The sequence below is a fragment of the Bradyrhizobium sp. Arg237L genome (assembly GCF_029990105.1).
GTDB lineage: Bacteria > Pseudomonadota > Alphaproteobacteria > Rhizobiales > Xanthobacteraceae > Bradyrhizobium.
The window spans coordinates 46,990-54,260 of the sequence record NZ_JAQMIL010000070.1 but is presented as its reverse complement, the minus strand read 5'-3'; the positions used below and the strand labels follow the sequence as shown (position 1 = coordinate 54,260).

The 7,271-nt window shown below is 63.8% G+C and carries 8 protein-coding genes; 5 read left to right on the top strand and 3 right to left on the bottom strand.

Going from position 1 to position 7,271, the window contains the following annotated elements; genetic code table 11:
- Positions 1-228: 228 nt before the first annotated feature.
- Positions 229-504, bottom strand: a complete 276-nt coding sequence (locus tag OZ411_RS33055) for a DUF3551 domain-containing protein (protein WP_282531293.1) — start codon at positions 502-504, stop codon at positions 229-231.
- A 122-nt stretch (positions 505-626) separates the two neighbouring features.
- A complete protein-coding gene (locus OZ411_RS33050; RefSeq protein ID WP_282531292.1) occupies positions 627-1,601 on the bottom strand; it encodes a tripartite tricarboxylate transporter substrate binding protein in 975 nt (324 codons plus the stop codon).
- A gap of 137 nt (positions 1,602-1,738) precedes the next feature.
- On the opposite strand from OZ411_RS33050, the gene OZ411_RS33045 reads away from it, so the two are divergent.
- Both OZ411_RS33045 and OZ411_RS33040 read left to right on the top strand, forming a co-directional pair.
- The gene (locus tag OZ411_RS33045) at positions 1,739-2,158 is read left to right on the top strand and encodes a VOC family protein (RefSeq protein WP_282531291.1); all 420 of its coding nucleotides are present in this window, start codon (positions 1,739-1,741) and stop codon (positions 2,156-2,158) included.
- A 191-nt stretch (positions 2,159-2,349) separates the two neighbouring features.
- On the top strand, positions 2,350-3,924 hold the full coding sequence (locus tag OZ411_RS33040) for an AMP-binding protein (RefSeq protein WP_282531290.1): 1,575 nt from the start codon (positions 2,350-2,352) through the stop codon (positions 3,922-3,924).
- A gap of 136 nt (positions 3,925-4,060) precedes the next feature.
- Here the strand turns inward: OZ411_RS33040 and OZ411_RS33035 are convergent, their stop codons facing one another.
- Complete coding sequence (locus tag OZ411_RS33035; protein WP_282531289.1) at positions 4,061-5,158, bottom strand: HD domain-containing phosphohydrolase; 1,098 nt, start codon at positions 5,156-5,158, stop codon at positions 4,061-4,063.
- A gap of 210 nt (positions 5,159-5,368) precedes the next feature.
- On the opposite strand from OZ411_RS33035, the gene OZ411_RS33030 reads away from it, so the two are divergent.
- From OZ411_RS33030 to OZ411_RS33020, 3 genes are read left to right on the top strand one after another with little or no spacing between them, the layout of a single operon-like run.
- Positions 5,369-6,157 (top strand): alpha/beta fold hydrolase, encoded by a 789-nt coding sequence (locus OZ411_RS33030; RefSeq protein ID WP_282531288.1) that lies wholly within the window; start codon positions 5,369-5,371, stop codon positions 6,155-6,157.
- Positions 6,154-6,504 carry a hypothetical protein gene (locus OZ411_RS33025; protein WP_282531287.1) on the top strand — a complete coding sequence of 117 codons (351 nt, stop codon included), beginning with the start codon at positions 6,154-6,156 and terminating at the stop codon, positions 6,502-6,504. Before OZ411_RS33030 ends, OZ411_RS33025 begins: the two co-directional genes overlap by 4 nt.
- 58 nt (positions 6,505-6,562) lie before the next feature.
- Positions 6,563-7,237, top strand: a complete 675-nt coding sequence (locus OZ411_RS33020; protein WP_282531286.1) for a dienelactone hydrolase family protein — start codon at positions 6,563-6,565, stop codon at positions 7,235-7,237.
- Positions 7,238-7,271: the final 34 nt, after the last annotated feature.

Here is a 7,271-nt window from a genome sequence, read left to right as displayed (position 1 = left end):
GCCGGTGGCCACCGGCCAAGACGCTAAATCGCTTCCATCGCACAAATCATGCCCGTGCAGATACAAGGGGTCGTCGCCGCGGGCACGGTGCGCGTCGAGAGAACCCCTCACCCAAGTGAATTTGTTGCCGATACCATCGCAGCCCTCTCCCACAAGGGGAGAGGGCACATCAACTGACAGCGCGAAGGCGCTGGCCGGTAGGCACGGCGAAGCACGCCGTTCATAAGCTCAGTTGTAATAATTGTAGTCCCTATGCACGCGACCGCGACGCGGCGGCTGTTGCTGACCGAAGGCTACACGTGGATTAATGTTGCAATAGAGGTTGCGGCCGGACGCGCTCGCCATGCATTGCCCGTAGGTTTGATACGAGCAGTCGCCCGGAATGCCGAAGCCCCTGCCTTGGGCGCACCAGGGATAGTCGTAGGCCGCGGCGGGAGCGGAGCCGGCGGTGACACCCGCCCCGACGGCCGTCACGGCCAGCATTGCCAACATCAGTTTGCGCATCGTCGTTCTCCTTCGCCTTGGCCAAGCTGGCCATTGCCCCGCATCTGCGTAGTCGCATGGCCGGCCTCAAGGTTCAGACCACGATTGCCGCAGCAAGGTTCCGGATGATGCGCGCTTGCGTCCTATTCCACCTTCAGCCCGGCGCCCTCGACCACTTTCTTCCACTTTTCGGTCTCGGCGACGATCTCCGCACCGAACGCGTCCGGCGTCTGGATGCGTGGCTCGCCGCCCAGTTCAACCAAACGTGTTTTCATCGCGGGCTCGGCCATCACAGCGTTGATCTCGCTGTTGAGCTTGGTGATGATCTCCTTCGGTGTGTTCTTTGGCGCGCCCATGCCGAACAAGGCGCTCGCCTCGTAACCCTTGACGGTCTCGCCGACGGCCTGCACGTCGGGCAGTTGCGGCGAACGCTCCGCCGTGGTGACGCCGAGCGCCCGCAACGAGCCGGAGCGGATATGCTGGATGATCGAGGGCATGTTGTCGAAGATCACGTGCACCTGGCCGGCGAGCAGGTCGGTGATGGCCGGCGCCGCGCCGCGATAGGGCACGTGCTGCATCTTGGCGCCGCTCATCGCCATGAACATCTCGCCGGAGAGATGCACCGAGGTGCCATTGCCTGAAGAGGCCATGTTCACCTTGCCGGGATTGGCCTTCACATATGCGATGAACTCGGCGACGTTCTTGGCCGGGACGTCCTTGTTGACGGTCATCACGTTCGGCACCCGCTGGAACGAGGCGATCGGCGCGATGTCGCGAACGAAATTGAACTTCAGATTCGCATACAGCGTGGCGTTGATGTAGTTCGCAGGGTTTACCAGCAGCACGGTGTAGCCGTCCGGCTCGGCGTTGATCGCAGCTTCCGTGCCGATATTGTTGCCGGCGCCGGGCTTGTTCTCGACCACGAATTGCTGTCCGAGCCTTTCCGACAGCCGCTGCCCGATCAGGCGCGCCAGGATATCGGTGGCGCCGCCCGGCGGATAGCCGACGATCCAGCGGACCGGCCGTGCCGGATAGTCCGCCGCTGCCGAAGCGCGGCCGATCGCGAATGTCGAAATCCCGGAACCGATCAGGCCAAGCGCAGTACGGCGTGAAATCATGTAGTTTCCTCCGATATGGCCGGGTTCACACTCCGGTCCGTTTCTATTGAACTGATGACGGCGTGCGTTGTAACAAACTACGCATTGGACAGCCAGTGCGCACCCTGCGCGCTGGACCGCGACGAAAGGATGAGGCCATGGCCGTCAAGGTGAACGCGCTCGACCATCTCGTGATCAACGTGTCAGACGTGGCGCGTTCCACCGAATGGTACAGCAGGATCCTCGGCATGGAGGTCAAGGTGTTCGATCCGGGTGAAGGCAAGGCGCCACGGACCTCGCTGGTGTTCGGCAACCAGAAGATCAACGTGCGGCCGCGCGATGCCTCCAAGATCGACTGGTTCACAGCCGACCACGAGACGCCCGGCAGCGAGGACCTCTGCTTCCTCACCTCCAGCACGCCCGACGAGGTCGTCGAACATCTGAAGGCCAACGGCGTCAAGATCGAGGAAGGCCCGGTGGCCAGGCATGGCGCGCGCGGCATGCTGCGCTCGGTCTATTGCCGCGATCCAGACGGCAGCCTGATCGAGATTTCGTCGTATGAGGATGATGCCTCCTAGCACCGTCATTGCGAGCGGAGCGAAGCAATCCATTTCTCCACTTGCGGGGACATGGATTGCTTCGTCGCTGCGCTCCTCGCAATGAGGTGGAGGGAATCCGCCCGTAATATTTGCCCGCCGTACGATCCGGTGGCACAAATGCTTCTGGAATAAGAACGAAAGCAGCCAGCAAGGCTGCGCGGGAGGGAAGCATGACCAATTCACAGGCAGCACCTGGTATCGTGGGACCGTTCGCAGGCCTCGACGTGCCGTGGCTGCTTCGGATGCGCGCGGAGATCCGGCGCGATCACCCGTTCCTGATCTGGGCGCCGTTCGAGGCGCCGGCGCGGAAATGGACCTATGGCGAATTTCACGCGCGCGTCGGCGCGCTGGCCGCGGGGCTCGCAAAACGCGGCGTCACGCCCGGCGAATATGTGCTGATCCATCTGGATAATTGCATCGAGGCGATGCTGGCCTGGTTCGCCTGCGTCGAGCTTGGTGCGATCGCGGTCACCACCAACACGCGCTCGGCCGCCGCCGAGATGGAATTTTTCGCCGGCCATTGCGGCGCGGTTGCCGCAATCACCCAGCCGGCCTATGCCGAATCGATCGCAGCCAATTGCCGCGACCTGCGCTGGATCGCCGTGATCTCGCATAACGCCGGCGCCGCGCCGGCACAGCCCGTGTCACGCGGCGACAGTTTTGAGGCGCTGTTCGCCGACAGCGCCGACCGGCCGCGCCGCGCCGCCGATCCGCTCGCTCCCTGCAGCGTGCAGTACACGTCCGGCACGACGTCGCGCCCGAAGGCGGTGTTGTGGACCCACGCCAACGCGCTGTGGGGCGCCAAGGTCAATGCGGCGCACGAGGACCTGCATGCCGGCGACGTGCACCAGATTTACCTGCCGCTGTTCCACACCAATGCGCTCGCCTATTCGATGCTGGCGACGCTCTGGGTCGGCGCCTCCTGCGTGATCCAACCGCGCTTTTCCGCAAGCCGGTTCTGGGGCGTCGCGCTGGAGCATGGCTGCACCTGGACCTCGACCATTCCGTTCTGCATGAAGGCGCTGCTGGAGCACGAGATCCCTGACAACCACAAGTTCCGGCTTTGGGGCACGGCGGTGTGCGAGCCGCCGCCCTTTGCCGCATTCGGCGTCAAAACCATCGGCTGGTGGGGCATGACGGAGACCATCACCCACGGCATTGTCGGCGAGGTCGACCAGCCGAACACGCCGATGTCGATCGGCCGCGCGGCGAGCGAATACTCGATCCGCATCACCAATGATGACGGCTCGGCGACCGAAGTCGGCGGCACCGGCAATCTCTCGATCAAGGGCATTCCCGGATTGTCGCTGTTCAAGGAATATCTGCACAACGAAAAGGCCACCCGCGAAAGCTTCGACGAGCACGGCTACTTCCTGACCGGCGACCGCGTCACGCTGCTCGAGCACGGCTTCGTCAAATTCGGCGACCGCGCCAAGGACATGCTGAAGGTTGGCGGCGAGAACGTCGCGGCCTCCGAGATCGAGCAGGTGATTGCGGTGGTGCCCGGCGTGCGCGAGGCGGCGGTGGTTGCGAAGAGGCACCCGATGCTCGAGGAGGTGCCGGTGGTCTTCATCATTCCGCAAGGCGGCATCGCACCCGTCGAGCTGCACGACGATGTCATGGCCGCCTGCCGCAACGCACTCGCCGACTTCAAGGTGCCGCGCGAAATCCGCTTCGTCGACGACATGCCGCGCTCGACGCTGGAGAAGGTCGCCAAAGCCGAATTGCGCAAGATGCTGGAGTGAGGCGCCGACTCGCTATTTCGGGGCAACGTCTCTCCACGTCATTGCGAGCGTAGCGAAGCAATCCATAGTGCCGCTTGCGGAGCCGATGGATTGCTTCGTCGCTGCGCTCCTCGCAATGACGGCTGAGCAGTCGGAATCAATAATGCCCGAATGCGACCGGGCGGAACGCCTGCAGCAATTGCTGGTCGAGCTTGGCGCCCATGTCTTCCATCATCGCGAACGCCTTGGCGTGGGTGAACTGCAGCCGGTAGGCGCGCCTCTCCACCAGCGCGGCGTAGATGTCGACAATGGTGGTGACCCGCACGATGTCGCTGATCTGGCCGCCGTGGAGACCATTCGGATAGCCGGAGCCGTCCAGCATCTCATGATGGTGCAGCACCACGTCGAGCATTTCAGGCGGAAAGCCGCCCTGGACCAAGAGCGCCTCGTAGCCGCGCCGCGGATGCTCGCGCATCTCGGCCATCTCGTCCGCCGTCAATTCGGTCGGCTTGTCCAGGATCGAGGTCGGGATGAACGCCTTGCCGACATCGTGCAGCAGCGCCGCACGGGCAAGGCGGCGCTGGTCGTCCTCGCGCATGCCGAGGTGCTGCGCGAACGCCACCGCAAAACCGGTGACGAACAGGCAATGGCGATAGGTGTCGGTGTGATGGCAGCCGACCATGGTCAGCCATTCGCGCAAGGATGAGTGCTTGATCGCCTTCAGGATCTTGCGCTCGGCGGCGACGATGTCGCTGAATTGCAGGGGCTCGCCGGCCGGCAGCTTTTCGAACATCTTGACCATCACCGCATGCGCCGCCTCGACGCCGCGGTTCAGCGCCTTGCCGCGATCGGTTTCATCGTAGCCGTCTGCGTCCGGAAACGCGGCGCGGATGCGCTGCAACAGTCCGGCAGCGTCGAACGGACGCGAGATCGTGTCGGTGGCCCCGAGCGCCCAGGCCTGCATGGTCGCGTGGTGCAATGCATCCTGCAGCACGAACAGCCGCGGCATTTCGCGATAGGCTTCCGTCCTGAGCTTGTTGCGCACGAGCTGCACGCTCTCGGGCGAGCGCAGGTTGATGTCGACCACGATGCCCGAAAGATTATCCGCGGGCTTCTCGGGAATCTCCGCGGTCGAAATGGTGTCGACCTCGCCGACGGACCGCAAAATTCTGGCCAGCTCGCTGCTTTGGTCGCCTCGATCCGACGCCAGCAACAAGCGGCGTCTTAGCGAATTCTTGTTGGCTAACGCTGTCATGAAATCCTTGGGCGTTCGCAATGACGATCAACAACCCAGGCTAGCCGAGAATGGGTTCCCTGCGGCTTAATAGGCGTGATGAACAGCGGTCTAGCGCCAATGCTAGAATTTTAACGATCGGACCTTCCATTTCCGCATTTCCCACCCGGGAACAGATCGCGCTAGGATGATTGCGCAGCATCGCTGCCAGAATCTGCTCGGGGAAACGCAATGCCGAAAATCAAGCGAGATGGGGTCGAGATCTATTACGAGGTCCATGGCGACGGCCCGCCCCTGCTCCTGACCCACGGCTATTCATCGACCTCGGCGATGTGGCAGGGGCAGGTCGCGGCGCTGTCGAAGCGCCACAGGCTGGTGCTGTGGGACATGCGCGGCCACGGCCAGTCCGATTATCCGAGCGATCCCGCGGCCTATAGCGAAGCCCTGACGGTGGCCGACATGGCCGCGCTGCTGGACGCGGTCGGCGCGGAAAGGGCGATCGTCGGCGGGCTGTCGCTCGGCGGCTATATGTCGCTTGCGTTCTATCGCGCGCATCCGGAGCGGGTGCGCGCGCTCTTGATCATCGACACCGGACCCGGCTTCAAGAAGGACGACGCTCGCGAAGCCTGGAACAAGCGCGCTTACGACACCGCAGCGAAGTTCGAGCGCGAAGGCCTCGATCTCTTGAAGTCGTTCAGCCGCGAGCGCTCGACGGTGACGCACCGCGATGCCTCGGGTCTTGCGCTTGCCGCACGCGGCATGCTGACCCAGCGTGATGCGCGCGTGATCGAATCGCTGCCCGATATCAAGGTGCCGTCGCTGATCGTGGTCGGCGCCGACGACACACCGTTCCTCGCCGCCTCCGACTATATGGCGGCCAAGATTCCCGGCGCGGAGAAGGTCGTGATCCCGGCAGCCGGCCACGCCGTCAATATCGATCAGCCACAGGCCTTCATCGAAGCGGTGCTGCCGTTCCTCGATAGCCTCGAGGCCAAGTCGGCGCAGAAGGCTGCGTCATGAGGAGGATTGCCGCGACACTGCTTGTGCTCGCCGCCGCCGCGGAACCGGCCTGCGCGCAGCACCTGCCGCCATTTGGCGGGCCTGCTCCTGCGCCATCCACCTTCGTAGCGACGCTGTCGAACACTGCGCCGCTGGTGTTTGGGATGGACGTGGAAGAGACGTCGCGCGCGCTCGGCACGCCCCTCACCTACATCAGAGGACGTCCCGGAAATGAGATCTATCTCACCTTCCGCGACCTCGGCGGCAGCGGGCTGTTCCCGCACAAGGACCGGCTCTTCCTGCAGTTCCGCAAAGGGCGGCTCGCCGGCTGGAAGGCCGATTGGGGCCAAAACTGGATGTGGCGGTAATCAGCCGCTGCTGTTTCGCGAACCCGAATTGCAACCCTCAAGCGAGAAGGGATGACCCATGGGACGAGATATCACGCTGACGGCTTCGGACGGTTTCGAACTCGGCGGCTACCGCACGGACCCCACTGGGGCGCCAAAGGGAGCGATCGTGGTGATCCAGGAGATTTTTGGCGTCAACCACCACATCCGCTCGGTCTGCGACCGCCTCGCCCAGGACGGCTATGTCGCGATCGCGCCCTCGATCTTCGACCGCAGCGAGCCGAATTTCCAGAGCGGCTACTCGCCGGAGGAAATCGCGATCGCGCGCAAATTCGTCGCCAATCCGGATTGGGCGGCGATGCTGCGCGACACCCAGGCTGCCATTGATGCCGCCAAGGATGTCGGCCCGGTCGGCATCATCGGCTTCTGCCTCGGCGGCAGCGTCGCCTATGTCGCGGCGACCAAGCTGACGGGCCTGAAGGCGGCCGTCGGCTATTACGGGGGCGCCATCGTCCGCTTTGCCGACGACAAGCCGAAGGTGCCGACGCAACTGCACTTCGGCGAGAAGGACGCTGGCATTCCCTTGACCGATGTCGAGACCATCAAGGCCAAGCGGCCCGACGTCGAGGTCCACATCTATCCCGGCGCGCAGCACGGCTTTCATTGCGACGAACGGGCAAGCTACGACAAGGCCAGCGCCGACATCGCCTGGCCGCGCAGCCTGGCGTTTTTTGCGAAGCATTTGAAGGGATAGCGCACAGCCCTCTGCCGTCATTCCGGGGCACGCG